General features: G+C 45.7%; 16 protein-coding genes. 1 reads left to right on the top strand and 15 read right to left on the bottom strand.

Annotated features, from left to right (window positions below; all coding sequences use genetic code 11):
- Positions 1–192 precede the first annotated feature (192 nt).
- The 13 genes from NLX82_RS12485 to NLX82_RS12425 form a co-directional block, all read right to left on the bottom strand.
- Positions 193–1128, bottom strand: a complete 936-nt coding sequence (locus tag NLX82_RS12485) for an ArsR family transcriptional regulator (RefSeq protein WP_028542373.1) — start codon at positions 1126–1128, stop codon at positions 193–195.
- Positions 1129–1378: 250 nt separating this feature from the next.
- Positions 1379–2788 (bottom strand): discoidin domain-containing protein, encoded by a 1410-nt coding sequence (locus NLX82_RS12480; protein ID WP_254348158.1) that lies wholly within the window; start codon positions 2786–2788, stop codon positions 1379–1381.
- A gap of 371 nt (positions 2789–3159) precedes the next feature.
- Entirely contained in the window at positions 3160–4095 is a 936-nt protein-coding gene (locus NLX82_RS12475; protein WP_023988360.1) for a dockerin, read from the bottom strand.
- A gap of 187 nt (positions 4096–4282) precedes the next feature.
- On the bottom strand, positions 4283–5440 hold the full coding sequence (locus tag NLX82_RS12470; protein WP_075154123.1) for an amidohydrolase: 1158 nt from the start codon (positions 5438–5440) through the stop codon (positions 4283–4285).
- Between the two features lie 56 nt (positions 5441–5496).
- Positions 5497–6513, bottom strand: a complete 1017-nt coding sequence (locus tag NLX82_RS12465) for an LLM class flavin-dependent oxidoreductase (RefSeq protein WP_160790074.1) — start codon at positions 6511–6513, stop codon at positions 5497–5499.
- A 15-nt stretch (positions 6514–6528) separates the two neighbouring features.
- Positions 6529–7281 (bottom strand): amino acid ABC transporter ATP-binding protein, encoded by a 753-nt coding sequence (locus NLX82_RS12460; RefSeq protein ID WP_023988357.1) that lies wholly within the window; start codon positions 7279–7281, stop codon positions 6529–6531.
- Positions 7278–7988, bottom strand: a complete 711-nt coding sequence (locus NLX82_RS12455; protein ID WP_061830372.1) for an amino acid ABC transporter permease — start codon at positions 7986–7988, stop codon at positions 7278–7280. The genes NLX82_RS12460 and NLX82_RS12455 overlap by 4 nt, the downstream gene beginning before the upstream one ends.
- Entirely contained in the window at positions 7985–8764 is a 780-nt protein-coding gene (locus NLX82_RS12450) for an amino acid ABC transporter permease (protein ID WP_076160203.1), read from the bottom strand. The genes NLX82_RS12455 and NLX82_RS12450 overlap by 4 nt, the downstream gene beginning before the upstream one ends.
- Positions 8765–8840: 76 nt before the next feature.
- Positions 8841–9689 (bottom strand): transporter substrate-binding domain-containing protein, encoded by an 849-nt coding sequence (locus NLX82_RS12445; RefSeq protein ID WP_023988354.1) that lies wholly within the window; start codon positions 9687–9689, stop codon positions 8841–8843.
- A 160-nt stretch (positions 9690–9849) separates the two neighbouring features.
- Positions 9850–10740 (bottom strand): LysR family transcriptional regulator, encoded by an 891-nt coding sequence (locus NLX82_RS12440; protein ID WP_013310069.1) that lies wholly within the window; start codon positions 10738–10740, stop codon positions 9850–9852.
- A gap of 108 nt (positions 10741–10848) precedes the next feature.
- Entirely contained in the window at positions 10849–11379 is a 531-nt protein-coding gene (ssuE, locus tag NLX82_RS12435) for an NADPH-dependent FMN reductase (protein ID WP_029519116.1), read from the bottom strand.
- A 17-nt stretch (positions 11380–11396) separates the two neighbouring features.
- Entirely contained in the window at positions 11397–12737 is a 1341-nt protein-coding gene (locus NLX82_RS12430; RefSeq protein WP_023988352.1) for an LLM class flavin-dependent oxidoreductase, read from the bottom strand.
- A 142-nt stretch (positions 12738–12879) separates the two neighbouring features.
- A complete protein-coding gene (locus NLX82_RS12425; RefSeq protein ID WP_023988351.1) occupies positions 12880–13149 on the bottom strand; it encodes a glutaredoxin family protein in 270 nt (89 codons plus the stop codon).
- Positions 13150–13420: 271 nt separating this feature from the next.
- Here NLX82_RS12425 and NLX82_RS12420 point away from each other — a divergent pair, with 271 nt between their 5' ends.
- Positions 13421–14290 carry a DUF421 domain-containing protein gene (locus tag NLX82_RS12420; RefSeq protein ID WP_028542379.1) on the top strand — a complete coding sequence of 290 codons (870 nt, stop codon included), beginning with the start codon at positions 13421–13423 and terminating at the stop codon, positions 14288–14290.
- Between the two features lie 87 nt (positions 14291–14377).
- Here NLX82_RS12420 and NLX82_RS12415 read toward each other — a convergent pair whose 3' ends face one another.
- Together NLX82_RS12415 and NLX82_RS12410 are read right to left on the bottom strand one after the other, a co-directional pair.
- Positions 14378–15502, bottom strand: coding sequence for a sensor histidine kinase (locus tag NLX82_RS12415; RefSeq protein ID WP_076160200.1), 1125 nt, complete (start codon positions 15500–15502; stop codon positions 14378–14380).
- Positions 15499–16173 carry a response regulator transcription factor gene (locus NLX82_RS12410; RefSeq protein WP_023988348.1) on the bottom strand — a complete coding sequence of 225 codons (675 nt, stop codon included), beginning with the start codon at positions 16171–16173 and terminating at the stop codon, positions 15499–15501. Before NLX82_RS12410 ends, NLX82_RS12415 begins: the two co-directional genes overlap by 4 nt.
- Positions 16174–16221 lie beyond the last annotated feature (48 nt).

Below are 16221 nucleotides of genomic sequence, written 5' to 3'. Positions count from 1 at the left end.
CCCGAGTTAATTTAGTAAATTCCGATCGAACAAGTTGTAATTAATAAGATAAATCTCATTATAGGAATCTATTCCGGTTCTGTAAAGAGAGAACTCCATTTTTTATGTAAAAAAAAGACGTCAGCTCATCTGGATTCCAAATGATCGACGTCTATTTGTTTAAAGTGTTAAAGTCTAACTGGTGCGTGTAGCCTAATTTCGCTCCATATAGCCAAGAATGCTCCGATGCATTTCATCCACAGCCGAAAGCCGTGCGCTATATCCGAGTAATGTTTCGCCATCAAAATGTGCATGGATGAAGCCAGAGGCCCGGAGCTTAAAAATATGGTCGTGGGTGATTCCCTTGGACAGCTTGAGATGACGGACAATCTCAATAAAGGTTCGTGGAGACTGGCTTTGATACAAATATTTTAAAATCTTAAGCCTGCTCTTCTCCCCCAAACTTCGGATCATTCGATATTCCTGTGGGGATAAAAAATCGTCCTCCTGAACATAAATCCCTGCCGAATAATGGCACAACAGGAGCGACCCAAATCGATAAATGATATTAATCGGCTGAAAATGGTATTGAGGCACCAGCAACACCCGTGTCAGCCCTTCGGAAGGCTCGAACCGGAAGCCATTAGTGGTACGATCCACCCACTCCATAGAGCTATATACGCCCCTCTCCTTATTTCTCCGTTCAGCTTCCTGTTCCAGACCGCTTAGAATACTTGTATCCACATGGCGGAAATACTCCTCGTCCCAGCCAGATAGCAGTTGCAAAGCAAGTTTGCGAAGCTTCTCCATGTCGTCAGGCAGCGAGACCCCATAGGCTGATGCCTGTTCATTTAATTCCTGTACAGTCCGGTTCTCCAGACGATCTACGACCTCTTTAACGTTCCCCTGATCAGAAAGCATACAGACGAGTCCATAAATAACCTTCCAATCTGCATTGATTTCCATGGACTCCAGCAATTTGGACAAACCTGGAGACAGCGTTCTACGCACTTGCTCCGCCCACCCGGCTGATAAATCGGTCTTCTTGTAAGCCTTGCGGCAAATAAAGGTGTGTAAGCTGCTGAGCAGCTCAAACACCGGTCCATATGCTACATGTACATCGTAAGGAGCATTCACGTCGTGACTCATCGCTTTCTGTCCTCTTTTCTTTCATGTCTGATGTCCATTATACATACTATCGTACACCCGTTCATTCTTAGTGATCCATTCATACGAGAATTTAGCAAAACACAGATACAAATATGAAGGAAACAAGCATCATAATCAAGACGAAAAAAAAGCCTGATCTCATCAGACTCTAACTGTTCAGCTATGAATTAAAAAAGGTTGTCTCCCACAAATATCGCAGGAGACAACCTTTGGACAAATAATATGATGCTTAAAGTTTGTTAGCTGCTACTTTCCACTCTAATATTCCTGTGGATGCTGAACCTTTGGATACCATTTCAATTCTTAATTTCGTTGTTTTTACAGGCGTAAAAGTGGTCGTATTATACTGGTCTGCCGAAGTACCCAATCCATTAGCCTGCTTGACATTGGACCAGCTACGACCATTCCAATACTTAATCTTGTAAGATTTAGGAACATCAACGCCAGCGCCATCTTTGAACCAATAGACATCCGTTTGGGATATCGTATATTCTTGATCAAAATCATATTGGACCCATTGTGTACCCGTCTCAGGCCAGTTACCATACACAGCATGACTTCTATCGTTGGAATTGGCAGGTTCAAATCCATCGTTTAGCGCGCTTACATTTTCCCAAGATGAAGTATAAGAGCTGCTAGCCGTTGCCGCAGGTGCTATGTTCACGATTTCATCAGGATCTGTTTCAATTGGGCCCTCGTCGTCTTTAGTCGTGATTGGGAAACGAGCCGTATCCTTCTTGATTTGACTCCAGGTATAACGCAGCATCCAAACATCCCAGTCGGTGATATGATCGGAATTGCCGGCCCACATAATGGTGTTCGTTGGGAATCCACCTGGTGGACGCTCATGTTCTTCATAAAAATCGTTTAACTCAAATCCGTGACCAATTTCATGTTCAGTAATCTCAATCTCATCCGAGTTTACCGTACTCAGAACGTATTCATCATTCATACGCTGTCCCCAGTCGCCGCCGGCTCCCCCGCCAAAATTTTCTGTGGCCCAGAGATACATATCAAAGCGTTTATCCAATCCACCTGGATACGAATAGTTCGGGTCCGAAAAATGCTCAAACCGGGATATTTCATTAGGCGCAACTGGAAGCGCAGCAGGAATTTCCGGTTTTTCAGAAGCTAGTGTATCTGTAATGGTATCCGTATAAATGACCTCGTCAGGCTGCTTGTTCAGGAGCAGTGAAGGATCGGCAACAGCCCAGCCTACCACTTTTACTTTAATATTCTTATAGGGCCAACCGTCATATCCTTGAAGATGATCTGTCCAATGGTTCATCTGCCGATCTATCATTTTAGCAATATCCTGGCGTTGCTTCAGTGTGACGGGCTTAGAGGATTGCCAGCGTATAACATAATTAAGAGTCCCTTTTCCCGCAAAAATTTGATCAAAAATCGTATTTTTACGAGCCGTCGAGCCTTCGGTCAACATTCTATTCTTCCAAACCCATTCCACCGAGGATTTGAGATAAGCTGGCATATCAGCTAACGTCGAATCACCCGTTGCCGCAACCACAGAATCCCCGTTTAGATGAGAATCCGCTGATACAAAACTAGCGTTTCCCATCAGTAATGAACTAGCAATGACTACTGAAAAAGAAGCCATCATCATTCCTTTTCTGTTCAACATGTATGTACCTCCATATCCATTTGTATTATTGCAATAGTTTTCTTGAAATAACTATCTCTATCACCTCTCTTTTCGTGTTTGCGAACTAATCTAGGAGATTAAGAGTACACTATCAAATCTCCTTGTCGTTTTTTGTAAATAATCACAAATCATATTATCACTGGATTATTGCATCGTCAATATTTTCCTTAATGATTTAAATTAGTCATTTTAATCGTATCTTGGAACATATACTTGATCTTTGCATGCACAAAACTGGTATTTTATAAAATGAAAAAACCGTTTATTCACTAAATCAATTCCACCATAGAATTTGATTTTGGAACAAACGGCTCTATTTATAAGCTTTTTTCACACTACTCTAGCATTTTTTAGCGGTTAGGAAAACGAGAGGTATCCTTCTTAACCTGGCTCCAGGTATAACGCAACATCCAGGTATCCCACTCTGTTATTTTGGGGGAATTTCCGGCCCACATAATAGTTGGCACAGGAAACCCACCGGGTGGACGCTCATGTTCTTCATAGAAGTCAGGCAAGCCGAATCCATGCCCCATCTCGTGCTCTGTAATCTGGATTTCATCCGAATTCAAGGTGTTCAGGATATAATCATCAGGCATACGTTGCCCCCAATCCCCGCCGGCTCCGCCTTGAAAATTGGACGTTCCCCATAAGTACATATCAAACCGCTTGTCCAGGCCACCTGGGTAAGAATAGTTAGGGTCCATAAAATGTTCAAATCTCGATAGTGCGTTAGGAGCAACTGGAAGTTTAGCTGGAATATTCGGGTCTGTTTTACTTAAGTCATCCGTAATGGTATCCGTGTAAACGATTTCATTAGATTGTTTGTTAAGAATCTGTGATGGATTCGCAACGGCCCAGCCTACTATTTTTACTGTAATATTGTTATAAGGCCAGCCATCATACCCTTTCAACTGCTTATTCCAATTATTGATTTGGCGACTCAGCATGGAAGCCATATCTTTACGCTGCTGAAGAGTGATATTTTTAGAGGATTGCCAACGCACTACATAATTTAGCGTTCCTTTTCCCGCATAGATTTGATCAAAAATCAAATTTTTACGGTTGGTGGAGCCTTCTTTGACCATTCTATTCTTCCAAACCCATTCTACCGATGGCTTAAATTTAGCAGGTATATCAGCAGCAGCCAAATTAATATTTGTCGACGCTATATCAGAAGTGCTTTCCAAATCTGAGGCTGCTGAACCAACGTTAGCCCCGCCAACCAGTAAAGAAGCAGCCACTACCAATGAAAAAGAAGCCATGATCATTCCATTTTTCTTCGGCATTTATTTAACCTCCATACCTTTTATTTTTACGAGACATCTAAAAGGACAACGCCTACTCTCTTATTACACCCACTCTCGTTTTTGAATAAAATTACAATTTTATACTATCATTGGAATGATATAGCGTCAAACAAAAATATCCCCTCTACAAGGAGGGGATAAGTATCCATAGACTAGGCTTGCACTCCTACTCTATGGATATCAATGCCGATTCTGCCAGTGAAGCCAGTAGCTTCGCTGTTCCGGGCAACGCGCGTTCGTCCAGATCAAAGGCAGGATGATGCCATTCCTGGCTTCCCGCAGTGCCGACAAAGACAAATACACCAGGGATGTTCTTCTGATAAAACCCAAAATCCTCGCTCGCCGAGGATGGTATGGGACGAACTACGTCCAGACCGACCGCTTCTGCCGCCTCCTCCGCGATGACGGCCAACTTACCGTCGTTCAGCACAGGCGGCGGACCCTCGATCCAGCGGATGGATGCTTTCGTGCCGAAAGCATCCGCAACGCCTTTTACGACCTGCTCGAAGCGCTCAATCACCTGGGCGCGAACATTTTCGTCAAATGTGCGAATGGTTCCGTCCAAATGGGCGCGGTCAGGAATGATGTTCCAGGCGTTGCCACTGTGCAGCTTCGTGACGCTAATGACCGCGCTATCCAGCGGATTAACGCTCCGACTCACAATGGATTGCAGCGCCGTAATGATATGTGACGATACCACGATGGGGTCAATCCCTGCATGCGGCACTGCCGCATGTGTGCTCAGACCCTCCACCTCGATGTAAAAACCATCCGCCGCTGCCATTAGCGGACCTTCTTTGATGCCGACCGTGCCTACGGGCAGGTCCGGCTTGTTATGTAGGCCAAATATGGCCTGCACCCCTGCCAACGCACCGCTGTCCAGCACTTGGGCAGCGCCTTTGGCCTTTTCCTCAGCTGGCTGGAACACCAGCCGAACCGTGCCTTTCAGCTCCTGCTCCCGCTGCTTCAACAATACGGCTGCTCCTAACAGGGATGCGGTATGAAAATCATGCCCACAGGCATGCATCTTGCCGGGATGCACCGAAGCATAAGGCAATCCCGTCTCTTCCTGAATAGGCAACGCATCAATGTCTGCACGAAGCGCGACAGTTGGTCCCTCCTGCTGTCCGCCGATTTCCGCTACTAATCCGGTACGCAGCGGCACATCCAGAATGGTTATGTTCTGTTCTTCCAGCAGACGGCGGATAAAGGCGGTAGTTTCAACCTCCTCGTTAGATAACTCGGGATTTCGATGCAGATGGCGGCGAATGTCCACCAGCTTCTGCTCCAAAACCTGCTCCTTCGTCCCGGTTGATCCACTCATCCCTATTCCTCCTTCGTGAACCCAAAATAGTTACAATTCTCTCAGACCAACAACATCTAGGACTGCACAGGCAACCCGGCAAAAGCTTCATGCAATAACTCGAACGAGCGCACGCGCTTGTGTATATCCCTTATTCCTGTCGTAACAATTAGCTCATCGGCCTGATACTTCGCTTGAATTTCCGTCAACACAGCATAGATTTCGTCTTTATTCCCTTTGTTAATTTGCGCTTGTGTAGCTTCAATTGTATATTCTTCACCTGATTGCTTGCCGAACTCTTCTGCACTTTCCAGCGTGCCCACCGTAGCCGTCTTGCCACTGGCCAGATGAATTTTGTACAGCTTGTGCTCCCCTGCTAACTCCTCAGCTTCCTCGGAAGTGTCCGCTACGATGACTGAAAGCGCAAAAAGAGCTTTCGGCTCACGTCCATAACTATAATCGAAAGACGCCCGATACGTACGGAATGATTCCAATGCAATCTGCTCATTACTATTGATAAATTGCGAGAAAACGTAGGGCAACCCCAAACGCGCAGCAATTCCAGCACTGTCTGTACTTGTACCCAAAACGTAAATATCCGCTGGTGTTTCTGGAATCGGATTCGCCTGTAACCCGGCTAACGGTCCTTCTTCAGACGGAATATTATGAATATAGCGACTTACTTCATCAATTTTTTCTTCGAGAGAAGGCGCGTCATGAACGTTTCGTTGTAACGCCTGTGTGGATTTCGGCAACCCGCCCGGCGCGCGTCCAATTCCCAAATCTACGCGACCCGGTGCAAGAGAGGACAGCACATTAAAGTTTTCAGCTACTTTATAAGGGCTGTAATGCTGAAGCATCACTCCACCAGAACCGACTTTAATACGTTCAGTGCGTGCCAGCAAATGGGAAATGAGTACCTCTGGCGAAGAGCCCGCAACCTGCTCGGAATCGTGATGCTCTGATACCCAGAAACGCGTAAACCCCAATTCCTCTACACGCTGTGCTAGCTTAATCGTATTACGAAGGGCCTGCGCTGCCGTTTCCCCCTCGTGTATAGGGCTTTGATCCAATACTCCGATTTTAATACTCATGTCTCCCTCTCCCGTCTAAATTGAATAGTTATATTCCGGTGTAATCCGTTTCAGGAATTGTTTGGTACGTTCCTCTTTGGGGTGGTTAAAAATGTCGTCCGGTGTGCCTTCCTCGATAATATGACCGCCATCCATAAATACCACATGATTTGAAACATCGCGCGCAAAGCCCATTTCATGTGTAACGACAATCATTGTAATGCCTTCCTTCGCAATCTTGCGGATCACCGACAGCACCTCACCCACCAATTCAGGGTCCAGCGCCGAAGTCGGCTCATCGAACAAAATCACTTCCGGGTTCAGCGCCAAGGCACGCGCTATGCCGACACGCTGCTGCTGCCCTCCGGATAGCTGGCTTGGATAATGATTCAGCTTTTCACCCAGACCGACCTTTTCCAGCACTTCAATGCTAATTTTTTTCGCTTCCTCCTGCTTGACCTTGCGGACAACGACAAGCCCTTCCATGACATTTTCCAGTGCTGTTTTATGCTTGAACAAATTGTACTGCTGAAAAACCATAGCCGTCTTTTGACGTAGAGCCAAAACATCCCTCTTCGCAGGTCGCTTGCAGTTCACTGTAAAATCGCCAATGCTGACTTCCCCATCATTCGGCTTTTCCAGATAATTAATGCAGCGTAGCAGAGTCGTTTTTCCTGAACCGCTCGGGCCTAAAATAACGACGACCTCGCCTTTGTTCACGGTCAAATCAATGCCTTTGAGCACTTCATGTTTGCCGAACGACTTCGTTATATTTTGCAGACGGATCATGATGCTCGACCTCCATTAAACACATTGATTTTTTTCTCCACCAAGCCGGATATTCGCTCAATTAATACCGTCAAGCCCCAAAATAGCAGTGCAGCCGCGATATATACCTCTAAATATTTCCAGTTGGTAGATGCCAGAATTTCAGCCTGTGCCTGGATTTCTGTGACCGATACCGTGAAAGCCAAGGTAGAGCCATGAAGCATCCCAATAACGGAATTCGTCAGGTTTGGCAAACTCACCACGAACGCCTGCGGAAATACAATCCGTCTCAGCACTTGCCACGTCGTCATACCGACGGCATAAGCCGCCTCGATTTGTCCCTTGTTGACCGATTGAATTCCAGAACGGACGACCTCAGACATATACGCGCCACTGGTAATGGAAAACGAAATGAGTGCAAATACCATATAAGGAACATCTTTGGATTGCAGCGGCCAGCCGAAATGCTTCGCTCCCGCATCAATCAACAAAGGCAAACTGAAATAAATAAGCAGCAAATGCATCAGCATCGGTGTGCCACGGATAAAGGTGACGTAACCGTGAGAAATCTGGGACAACACAGGAACCTTATAAATTCGCGCCAGCGCCGTTATAATACCGATGACCAACCCTGCCAGTACGGAAACCACCGTAATAATTAAAGTGTTGGGCAACGCGGAGAACAACCCTAAAAAGGCAGTATATATAAAGCCAAAATCCAGACTCATATGCCTTTACCTCCTTTACTAAGACGGGGACTTCTCAGGTAACGCACCACAAAGCTTTTTCGTTTTTCGGGTTCTTTCTGTACTGCATCCCGATGCTCATGCCGGAGAAGCGTATTTTCCAGCACCTTGAACAATTTTTGTAAAATCAGACTGATCACCAGATAGATAAGGGATAACGCGATATAGGTTTCAACAAAATGCTGGGTAGCCGACCCTAATGTCTGTGATTTCCCTGTCATCTCCATCGCTCCGATCGTAAATGCCAGCGAAGTATCCTTCAGATTGCCAATCACCAGATTGGAAAATACCGGAACCACCACAGCCAGCGCTTGCGGCATTATGATACGTGTAAAGGTCTGGTAGCCTGACATGCCGACGGACTGCGCAGCCTCGATTTGTCCTCGATCTACTGCCTCTACTCCTGACCTGATAATTTCGGAAATAAAGGCTCCACTATTGAGCGCGTAGGTCGCTACGGCAAACCACAGCACATCCCATCTGGAGGAATTGATATCCAACAGCTTTAGTAGCTCTGGCAGGCCGTAATACACCAGAAACAATTGGATTAGAATAGGTGTTCCGCGAAAAAAGGAAACATACACTTGAGAAACACGTTTGAGAAATGGAATGTTATACATGCGAGGCAGCGCAACCAACAGACCAATGATAAGCCCCAATACAAGCGAGCTTGCCACAATAAACAAGGTGATGTGTAAGTAAGACAGCATTTTCGGGATAAAGCTAAAAACATAGTCAATATTGAACTCTCTGCTCATATGCCTGCCTCCTTTCTATACATCAACGGTCAGAATACATAGAGTACCCTGACCGCTGAAATGTCCAAGTCTATCCTTACTTCTTACTGCTACCTTCTTTTTTCACATCTTCCAGAGACTTAGTGAAATCCTCTCCAAGCCATTTAATGCTCAGCTTCGACAACGTACCGTCGTCCTTCACTTCCTGAATGGCTTTGTCCAGGTCATCCGCCAACCCTTGCTCATTTTTGTTCAGTACATACAGTACATCCGATTGAGTCAAAGGATCACCAACGGTCTTCAGAGCTACTTCTCCTTTTTCATCGGTGTTAAAACGGTTCGCAAAGTCTGTCGTAACGGTAGCATCTATACGGCCGCTCGTAATTTGTTGCACCGTATCATTGGCTGCACCACTCGTATAAACGATATTCAGGGCATCTCCGTGGGTTTTGTTATACTCTTTCAGCACATACGCCGCATTACTGGTTGGGCTGGTGAGTACCTTTTTCCCTTTCAAATCATCAATTGAATGAATGGTATTGTTATCCTTCGCTACAGCGACTCTGTTCAGAAAAATGCTATACGGATTTTTGTTGAACAGATACTTGGCTTCGCGCTCCGGGTTTTTTTCCATTTGATGCGATACCAGATCAATCTTGCCGGCATCGAGACTTAGCAGCAAATTTCCAAAGTCCATCGTTTTGAATTCAAATTCGTATTGAGGCAGGCGCTTGTCCAGCTCCTTAATCAGCTCCACATCAAAACCTGTTAAATTTCCGTTTTCGTCAATAAAGCATACATTTTTGAATTGAGTACCTGTGCCTACGATAATTTTCTTCACGTCTCCGCTTGAACCTGACGCGCTAGACGCGTTATCTGAGGAACCGCAGCCTGCCAACACCAGGATGATTGCCATAACAGACAATATTGCAAACCACTTTTTCATATGAATCCCCCTCATCTCTTTGTATATCAGCAGTTTGCGACATACATGGTAGCTACAACATCCAATAATTCATAATTCCTATAAGCTTAATTGGTTTTAGGATGTGATTAATTTAACACCTGGAAACCTATACGTCAATCCACCAAGCTATAGAACATTTCTATAACAAAACAGCACCCCGGAAACCTTCTGTCAGTGCATCTGCAAAATCCGAGGTCACTGCACAGTCTTCTTTGGTCGCTATTATGCTAATCTGCATAGACACCCCAGCTACCTCTGGAACATGGATACGGAATAGTTTCTGATCTTTCACTTCACGGTTCACACAGACATCCGGCAAAAAGGCAATACCCGCTTCTTCCAATACCAGCTTTTTGGCCGTGACCACATTGTCTACCTGAAAAGCAATGTCCGGTGGCTGCTCCAGTGATTCAAAAGCGCGATGAATCCTCATCCAATCTAGTGATCCGCATTCGAAAAATACCAGTGTTTCACGTTGAATATCCTGTATGCTGGCCTTTCCTGTTTTCATAAACGGATGGCCGTCGTATACATACAGGGAAATCGGATCCTCATAAAAAGCAAGCGTACGGATAGCCGGATGCATCACTTTACGGACAAAACTAATGTCTACCTCACGGTTCAACAGTTTATGTACCAGTTGATCCGTCGTAGCCGTCACAATTTTGTAGTTAACCTCTGGATAACGGGCACGAAGCTGCTTTAATATTTCAGGAATGATGTAGTTCGACACCGATATCGTGCAGCCAATTCGAATTTGCTGAGGGGCTTTCTTACGCTGTTGGAGCTTTTGCTTCCCTTTTTGCAGCACCTGAAGCATCTGCTCCGCATAAGGAAGAAACTTTCGTCCATCCTCCGTCAGAACCGTTTGCTTGCTTTGGCGGTCGAACAGCTTGCATTCTAGCTCGCGCTCTAGCGTCTGAATCCGTGCTGTAACGGAGGGCTGGGACAAGAACAAGGCTTCTGCCGCCTTGTTAAAGCTCCCATAATGATTCACGTATACAAAGGCTTCCATATTCTCGATATTCATACGCAAGTCCCCCAGTAAGTTTTATATACATTTATCCAATATGTTAACTTGGTTTTTTTGTATCATAAAACTCACTGAACGACCTGTCAATGGAAATATTGAAAATATCTATAATTTTAATAGCTCATTTAGTTCTTTAACAGAACGTTCCAACCGTGCAACCAATTCTTCGGACAACCCGTATGCTCCATCTGGTAGACGTTCGACCCACTGATCCACTGCATACACCCCGCCAAGAATATGTCTTCCGCCCAGTGCATTAATAACCGGCTTCAAGGCATAGTCAATGACCAGCAGATGAGCCAGCGTACCTCCGATAAATAAAGGCAGGACAGGTTTCCCTCTTAGCCCCTCCTGCGGAACCAAATCCAGGAATATTTTCAATAATCCTGAATAGGACGCCTTATAGACTGGAGAAGCCACAATAACGGCATCCGCTGCTGCAATCAATGCAAGTGATGCTGTGACGTCGGGGCTGTTAAAGTTAGCTGTGACCAGATCCTCAGCTGGCAAGTCAACCACATTCAGTAATGTAACCTCCGCTCCAGCCTGCTGCAACTGCTCCGTTGTATAGTTAATCAAGCCGTATAAACGGGATTGTGTAGACGGACTGCCTGATAGGATGACAACCTTGGACATATTTTTTCCTCCTTCTGTTATGCGTCAACCTTCACTTTGGATTTGGCTGCTGTATAGCGGTTCTCAGGAATAGGCACGCCCAGGTTTTCACGTAGTGTGCTAAATTCATAATCCTGACGGTAAATACCGCGTTCCTGCAAAATAGGCACAACCAGATTTACGAAGTCATGCAGACCCGAGGGTACATCAGAACCAATGATGAATCCGTCTGCTCCTTTTCTTTCAAACCACTCCTGCACTCGATCCGCCACCTGCTCAGCGGTTCCGATAAAAGAGGTTCTCGGCGTAGCTGAACGCAACGCAACCTCGCGTAAGGTCAAATTTTGTTCCTTGGCTACTCGTTTGATTTTATCTGTACCGCTGCGGAACGCATTGCTGCCAATACCATCAAGCTCAGGGAATGGCTCATCCAGCGGATATTGTGAGAAATCATGATGATCGAAGAAACGTCCCAAATATTTTAACGCAGCCTCAATCGTCACCAGATTAGTGATCTCTTCATACTTACGTTCCGCTTCCTCCGTCGTGCTGCCAATAATCGGCGATATGCCCGGCAAAATGACAATATCCTCTTCGGATCTACCATAGCGTACCGCACGTTCTTTCACATCACGATAAAACTGCTGCGCTTCCTCTAACGTTTCATGTCCTGTAAATACAGCATCCGCTTCCTTGGCGGCCAGGTTTTTGCCATCCTCCGAGGAACCTGCCTGAAAAATAACCGGCTGTCCCTGCTTGGATCGTCCAATGTTCAGTGGACCCTGCACAGAGAAAAACTCACCTTTATGGTTCAATGTATGCAGCTTTTCAGGATCAAAGAATACGCCGGCTTCCTTATCACGAACGAACGCATCCTCTTCCCACGAGTCCCACAGTCCTTTGGTAACCTGTAAATATTCCTCTGCAATTTTATAGCGCTGCGGATGCGACGGGTGCTCGCCTTTGCTAAAGTTAAGGGCAGAGCCTTCCAGCGGAGAAGTTACCACATTCCAGCCTGCACGACCTCCGCTAATATGATCAATGGAAGAAAACTGGCGTGCTACCGTGAACGGTTCGCTATAGGAAGTCGACAGTGTGCCGACCAGTCCGATATGCTTCGTCACCCCAGCCAAAGCGGACAGAATCGTAATTGGTTCAAAACGGTTCAGAAAGTGGGGAATGGATTTTTCGTTAATGAACAGGCCATCTGCGATAAATACGAGGTCAAACTTTCCTTCCTCTGCCTTTTGCGCCTGCGTTTTATAAAATTCAAAGTTAACACTCGCATCCGCAGGTACTTCAGGGTGACGCCAAGTCGTCATGCTTCCCCCAACACCGTGAATAATCGCACCAAATTTAATTTGTCTATTCTTAGCCATAACTCTTCCACCTCTCTTGAACATAATTGTTATCCTACGGCTATCATTTTTTTAGGGCAGCTAGGCTGCTAATGGTTTGTAGGGCAGTCTCCGCTACTTATTTTGTATAGGCAGCGGAGCAACTGATCCTTTTCCTATTGGCCTATACTACTTGATTGTAACTTTCCAGCACTTTACCCAACTCTTCCAGATCCGGGTTGAGCAGTGCTTCATATTTATTATCCCCGCCTACCTCGACGACAGGGACATAACGAATACCATATTTGGTCTCCAGCACGTCACGCAGCGCATCATTTCCGTCCACTTGGATATTTTCATACGGCTGATTTTGGGATTCCAGGTACGATTTGATCTCTCCACAAAAATGACAGCCGGTTTTACTCCACAATACAACTTTAGGTTTGGACGACATATACATACCTCCGTGAGCTTAATGTTTATAATCCCGATGAATTAAATAAGAATTATATTTATAATGTATCCTCCCCCCTCCTTTCCGTCAATCGCTTGTTCAATAGACAATGATAATTCATCGATAGAAAATTTTAATTATATATTGTATTTCATCGCTTATTGGCAGCTTGGTTATTTAAATTTAGGGGAATTGGAGTTTAAATGTGCCTTGACGCGGATATCCTTGGAATAGTAGCGTCCTTGTGGCGAAATGAAATGAGGTTGAGCAAATGCAGGATTGGGCCGAGGTTGCTATACGCACATTAATGGCTGTCGCTATATTATTTTTAATCACCAAAATTCTTGGAAAACGTCAGGTATCCCAGCTTTCCTTGTTCGAATATATAACAGGAATCACGATAGGTAACCTGGCTGCTACCATTCCTATGGAGCGTGAATCCACCTGGTATCTAGGCCTCATAGCCTTGTCAGTATGGGTACTGACAACACTTGGCATTGAATATTTGCAAATTAAAAGCAAGAAAATCAGAGATATAACAGATGGAAGGACAACAATCCTGATCAAAGACGGCAAAATTTTAGAGGATAATCTGAGAAAAGAACGGCTCACCCTGGATGAACTCATGGAGCAGCTTCGAAGCAAAAATGTATTCAAAGTATCTGACGTGGAATTTGCTCTTATGGAAACCAGTGGCGAAGTCAATGTGCTGTTAACCAAAGACAAGCAGCCTGTGACACTTAAAGATCTGAATATGCAGCAATTACCGGAGAAGGAACCAACAGCAGTCATTATGGATGGACAACTTATGGAGCAACAAATGGCATATATGGGGATCACTCAACAATGGCTGGATGCCAAGCTAAAGGAAAAGAGTCTAACGGTCAAAGATGTGTTTTTCGCGCAGGTGGACCCGCAAGGAGAACTGTACATTGACCAATATAGTGACAATGTACAGCTAAACAAGGTGCAGGATTCGAATCAAGCCGTGCTGACTTTGCTGGAACAATGCACAACGGAGTTGCAAAAACTCGCATCTGGTTCCAGTGAGCAACAAAGAAAACAGCTATATGAGCAATGCTCACAAAGCTTGAAAGAAGCTATACAGGAGATGCAGCCGGTAAATACATCTAAGTCCTGAGCACATACGCATATGCCATAAGAGTATAAGTATGGGAACTAAAAAGGAGCGTCCTTCAGCCGTTTGTGGCTTTGAAGATGCTCCTTTTTAAATTACTGTGCCGTTGTACATTTCACAGTTGCTGCTGCCTTTCATTACTTTCTGGCGCAGCGGCAGCATAACTGTAAATACCGTTCCTTCTCCCACCTTGCTGGATACAGAGATAGAGCCGGTATGCATCTCTGTTATTTTATAAGCAATGGAAAGTCCCAAACCACTGCCTCCTGCAGTTCGGGCCCGTGACTGGTCTGCTTTATAAAAACGTTCAAAAATGCGCTGCTGATCCTGTTCGTTGATGCCCTGTCCCGTATCCGCAATGCAGATAACCGCCTGATCACCGTTACTTGAAAGAGAAACAGATATGCTTCCACCCTGTGGTGTAAATTTAATGGCATTGTGAAGAAGATTCACCCAAACCTGGCCCATCAGATCCTCGTCCGCGTTGACCTCAACTATATCCACCTCAACAGTCATCTCGATTTTTTTAGCCTCCCATTGCGGTTCGCAGGCGAGAATAAGCGAAATCAGCTGCTTGTCCAGCCGATAAAGGGACGGACGAAACGGATGCCGCTCCGAATCCAGAATCGCCAGCTTCATGAGATTATCGCTTAGCTTGGATAGACGAATACACTCCGTCTCGATGATCGACAAATACCGGTCTCGCTGCTCACGATCCAGATTCTCATCCTTAAGCGCCTTGGCGAATCCGATTATCGAGGTCAGTGGTGAGCCGATTTCATGGGATACGTTCGAAATAAACTCCTCCCGCAGTTTTTCCATAGCCTTCAGATTTGCAGCCATATCATTGATACTGTCCACCAACTGTACATAAGGATGCGGCCTCCGATGTTTTCCGTTCCGCCCGCCGAGGTCCCAATCCAGATTAATGTGAAAGTCTCCTTGCGAAATACGTTTTAAAGCATCGATCATTTCGGTAAAAGCGTGCTGCTCTCTAGGCTGGATGAAGCGTCTTACCGTCATACTGATAATACCGAAGAAGAAAAAGCCAAGCGTCGCATTAATAAGAAAGACGAACAAATCATGAAAAGCCCATGACATGCGCGAATAGATCGCCGCCGTAATAAAGTACGCGGCAGTCCAGCTAAGATACAGCACCAATAACACCAGCATGAGTCTCGCAAGGATATGGAGGAATCCCGGTTCCCGCTTCATTGCCTTACCTCCAGCCGATAACCCAATCCTCGGATCGTACTGATCCGGAAGGAGTGCCTTGCCTCCGGAAATCGTTCCCGAAGGCGCTTGATATGGACATCAACTGTTCTTTCGTCTCCCTCATAATCATAACCCCAGATCTGTTCGATCAACTGGTCGCGGGTAAAGGTTTTGCCAGGATAGCTGGCCAGCTTGAAGAGCAGCTCAAACTCCTTGAGCGGCAGGGTAATCTCCTTCTCTCCAGCCCGACACTCAAATGTATCGCTGCGCAGGACAAGATCTCCGACAGTCACTGATTTTGAAGCCATGATACGATAACGTTTTAATAAAGCCTTCACGCGTGCGACAAGCACCATGGGGTCGAATGGCTTAACAAGATAGTCGTCCGTTCCGAGCGCGAAGCCTTTCACGATCTGTGACGTCTCGCCTTTGGCTGTAAGCATAAGCAGCGGCAGGTCGGTCTGCTCTCGCAGCTTACGGCACAGCTCCCAACCATCCATTCCCGGCATCATGATATCAAGAACAAGCAAATCGACCTTGATTTGATCAAAAATGCGCATCGCGTCCAAACCATCCACCGCCTCGACTACCTCCAGACCTTCCATTCTCAAAAAGTGTCCGACCAGTTCACGAATATGCGGATCATCATCAACGACTAATACACACGTCATTTCAATCCCCCCTAACTAACTCTGCCTTAAATCTCTCGTCCTCGTCAA

This window comes from Paenibacillus sp. A3M_27_13, assembly GCF_024213315.1.
In the GTDB taxonomy this organism is placed as follows: domain Bacteria; phylum Bacillota; class Bacilli; order Paenibacillales; family Paenibacillaceae; genus Paenibacillus; species Paenibacillus polymyxa_B.
The sequence above is the reverse complement of the archived record's forward strand: the minus strand, read 5'-3'. Positions and strand labels throughout refer to the sequence as shown.

What these genes read in the sequence shown, in the direction of transcription:
- NLX82_RS12485 (WP_028542373.1), bottom strand. Translation starts at nt 1,128, where the DNA reads ATGAGTCACGACGTGAATGCTCCTTACGATGTACATGTAGCATATGGA.
- NLX82_RS12480 (WP_254348158.1), bottom strand. Translation starts at nt 2,788, where the DNA reads ATGTTGAACAGAAAAGGAATGATGATGGCTTCTTTTTCAGTAGTCATT.
- NLX82_RS12475 (WP_023988360.1), bottom strand. Translation starts at nt 4,095, where the DNA reads ATGCCGAAGAAAAATGGAATGATCATGGCTTCTTTTTCATTGGTAGTG.
- NLX82_RS12470 (WP_075154123.1), bottom strand. Translation starts at nt 5,440, where the DNA reads ATGAGTGGATCAACCGGGACGAAGGAGCAGGTTTTGGAGCAGAAGCTG.
- NLX82_RS12465 (WP_160790074.1), bottom strand. Translation starts at nt 6,513, where the DNA reads ATGAGTATTAAAATCGGAGTATTGGATCAAAGCCCTATACACGAGGGG.
- NLX82_RS12460 (WP_023988357.1), bottom strand. Translation starts at nt 7,281, where the DNA reads ATGATCCGTCTGCAAAATATAACGAAGTCGTTCGGCAAACATGAAGTG.
- NLX82_RS12455 (WP_061830372.1), bottom strand. Translation starts at nt 7,988, where the DNA reads ATGAGTCTGGATTTTGGCTTTATATATACTGCCTTTTTAGGGTTGTTC.
- NLX82_RS12450 (WP_076160203.1), bottom strand. Translation starts at nt 8,764, where the DNA reads ATGAGCAGAGAGTTCAATATTGACTATGTTTTTAGCTTTATCCCGAAA.
- NLX82_RS12445 (WP_023988354.1), bottom strand. Translation starts at nt 9,689, where the DNA reads ATGAAAAAGTGGTTTGCAATATTGTCTGTTATGGCAATCATCCTGGTG.
- NLX82_RS12440 (WP_013310069.1), bottom strand. Translation starts at nt 10,740, where the DNA reads ATGAATATCGAGAATATGGAAGCCTTTGTATACGTGAATCATTATGGG.
- ssuE (WP_029519116.1), bottom strand. Translation starts at nt 11,379, where the DNA reads ATGTCCAAGGTTGTCATCCTATCAGGCAGTCCGTCTACACAATCCCGT.
- NLX82_RS12430 (WP_023988352.1), bottom strand. Translation starts at nt 12,737, where the DNA reads ATGGCTAAGAATAGACAAATTAAATTTGGTGCGATTATTCACGGTGTT.
- NLX82_RS12425 (WP_023988351.1), bottom strand. Translation starts at nt 13,149, where the DNA reads ATGTCGTCCAAACCTAAAGTTGTATTGTGGAGTAAAACCGGCTGTCAT.
- NLX82_RS12420 (WP_028542379.1), top strand. Translation starts at nt 13,421, where the DNA reads ATGCAGGATTGGGCCGAGGTTGCTATACGCACATTAATGGCTGTCGCT.
- NLX82_RS12415 (WP_076160200.1), bottom strand. Translation starts at nt 15,502, where the DNA reads ATGAAGCGGGAACCGGGATTCCTCCATATCCTTGCGAGACTCATGCTG.
- NLX82_RS12410 (WP_023988348.1), bottom strand. Translation starts at nt 16,173, where the DNA reads ATGACGTGTGTATTAGTCGTTGATGATGATCCGCATATTCGTGAACTG.